Raw genomic sequence first — 1,954 nt, 5'->3', positions numbered from 1 at the left:
GCTTAGCTCGCCTTTTGCTGCAGGGTTAGCTTCAAAGCGTAGGTTACATTCTACTTTGCCGCGCGCTAGGCGCTTACGGAAACGCTCGCGTAGGATTGGCTCTAAACCACGGAACTGTTCAGGCATACGGAAGTAAGTTTCTAGGTAGCGTTGGTTTACACTACGGATTTCCCATACTGCGCTGCCCCAATCGCCTTTTACTTCTTTGCGTGCGTACGCAGTCATACTATAAATCATCGAATTTTCCTGTCTTTTATCATTCTGAAAATAACGCGCACGCATAGTATCACGATACGGGTGACAGCCGAAGCTCATCACTTTTGCTAAGGAATCACTTTTCTTGAACAGCGTCTTCGAATGGTAAATAGCTTTGCACGATAAACTGCTATATAATCTCGCCCCAATCAAATATGTCTCACCCCTTTCTTAGGTGATGCACGCTTTCGATAGTAAATCACTTCAGACTGTTAATAAGGTAGATACCAATGCGTCCAAATGACCGCGCTGTAGATCAAATTCGTCCAATTAAAATTACTCGTAACTACACAGCTTATGCTGAGGGTTCTGTATTAGTTGAGTTCGGCAACACTAAAGTTCTATGTAATGCGACGGTAGAAGAAAACGTACCGCGTTGGTTGAAAGGTCAAGGAAAGGGTTGGGTAACCGCTGAATACGGCATGCTGCCACGTGCAACGCACACTCGTAACCGTCGTGAAGCGGCGAGCGGTAAGCAAGGTGGTCGCACGATGGAAATCCAACGTTTGATCGCTCGTAGCTTACGTGCTGTTGTGGATCTTAAAGCGATGGGTGAAATCATGATCACGGTTGATTGTGATGTTATTCAAGCAGACGGCGGCACACGTACTGCGTCTATCTCTGGTGCAAGCGTAGCAATGGCTGACGCAATCAAGAGCCTACTAGACAGCGGTAAACTGAAAAAGAACCCAATGAAAGGCCACGTAGCGGCAGTTTCAGTGGGTATCGTTGGTGCAGAAGCACTGTGTGACCTTGAGTATGTTGAAGACTCAGCAGCCGATACCGATATGAACGTTGTAATGACGGAAGACGGTAAGATGATTGAGATTCAAGGTACTGCAGAAGGCGAACCGTTCAGCCACGAAGAGCTGATGAAGCTTTTAGCTCTGGCGAATAAGGGCATTGCCGATATTGTTGAAGCGCAGAAGTCGGCGTTGGCAGAATAATCAATTTTAATAGCTCCCAATTTGGGGGCTATTTTTTTGTCTGTAAAACCTGAAAGGGGACTACAGAGCGTAAGTTAAGTTTTATTGAGTAAACATAGAGGATGAGCATGAAAGCATATCAACGTGAATTTATTGAATTTGCACTAGAGAAAGAAGTACTTAAGTTTGGTGAGTTTACTTTAAAGTCTGGCCGTAAGAGCCCTTACTTCTTCAATGCTGGATTGTTTAACACTGGCCGTGACCTAGCGCGCTTGGGCCGTTTTTACGCCGCAGCACTAGCGGACTCTGGTATTGAATTTGATGTACTGTTTGGCCCTGCATACAAAGGTATTCCAATCGCAACGACAACAGCAGTTGCACTGGCAGATCACCACGATGTTGATACGCCTTACTGCTTTAACCGTAAAGAAGCGAAAGACCACGGTGAAGGCGGCAACCTAGTCGGTAGCGCACTGGAAGGTCGTATCATGCTGGTGGACGACGTAATCACTGCAGGTACTGCAATTCGTGAATCGATGGAAATCATCCAAGCGAACGCTGCTGATCTAGCTGGCGTTCTTGTTGCGATTGACCGCCAAGAGAAGGGTAAAGGCGAACTATCTGCAATTCAAGAAGTAGAACGTGACTTTGGCTGTGCGATTATCTCTATCGTTAGCCTGACTGACTTAGTGACTTTCCTTGAAGAGAAGGGCACTGACGCAGCGCACCTTGAAGCAGTGAAAGCGTACCGCGCTCAGTACGGCATCTAATAC

General features: G+C 46.6%; 3 protein-coding genes. 2 read left to right on the top strand and 1 reads right to left on the bottom strand.

All coding sequences use genetic code 11. The features are described 5' to 3' along the window. Positions 1 to 237, bottom strand: a 237-nt coding sequence (locus BCT81_RS13445; RefSeq protein WP_347232110.1) for a YicC/YloC family endoribonuclease, incomplete at its 3' end; no start/stop codon positions are given. Positions 238 to 485: 248 nt separating this feature from the next. Between BCT81_RS13445 and rph the strand changes: the two genes are divergently transcribed. Together rph and pyrE are read left to right on the top strand one after the other, a co-directional pair. Beyond that, positions 486 to 1,202 carry a ribonuclease PH gene (rph, locus tag BCT81_RS13440; RefSeq protein ID WP_004741431.1) on the top strand — a complete coding sequence of 239 codons (717 nt, stop codon included), beginning with the start codon at positions 486 to 488 and terminating at the stop codon, positions 1,200 to 1,202. Between the two features lie 107 nt (positions 1,203 to 1,309). After that, positions 1,310 to 1,951, top strand: coding sequence for an orotate phosphoribosyltransferase (gene pyrE, locus BCT81_RS13435; protein ID WP_102424738.1), 642 nt, complete (start codon positions 1,310 to 1,312; stop codon positions 1,949 to 1,951). Positions 1,952 to 1,954: the final 3 nt, after the last annotated feature.

The sequence above is a fragment of the Vibrio sp. 10N.261.52.A1 genome (genome assembly GCF_002876325.1).
GTDB classification, from domain to species: domain Bacteria; phylum Pseudomonadota; class Gammaproteobacteria; order Enterobacterales; family Vibrionaceae; genus Vibrio; species Vibrio chagasii.
The sequence above is the reverse complement of the archived record's forward strand: the minus strand, read 5'-3'. Positions and strand labels throughout refer to the sequence as shown.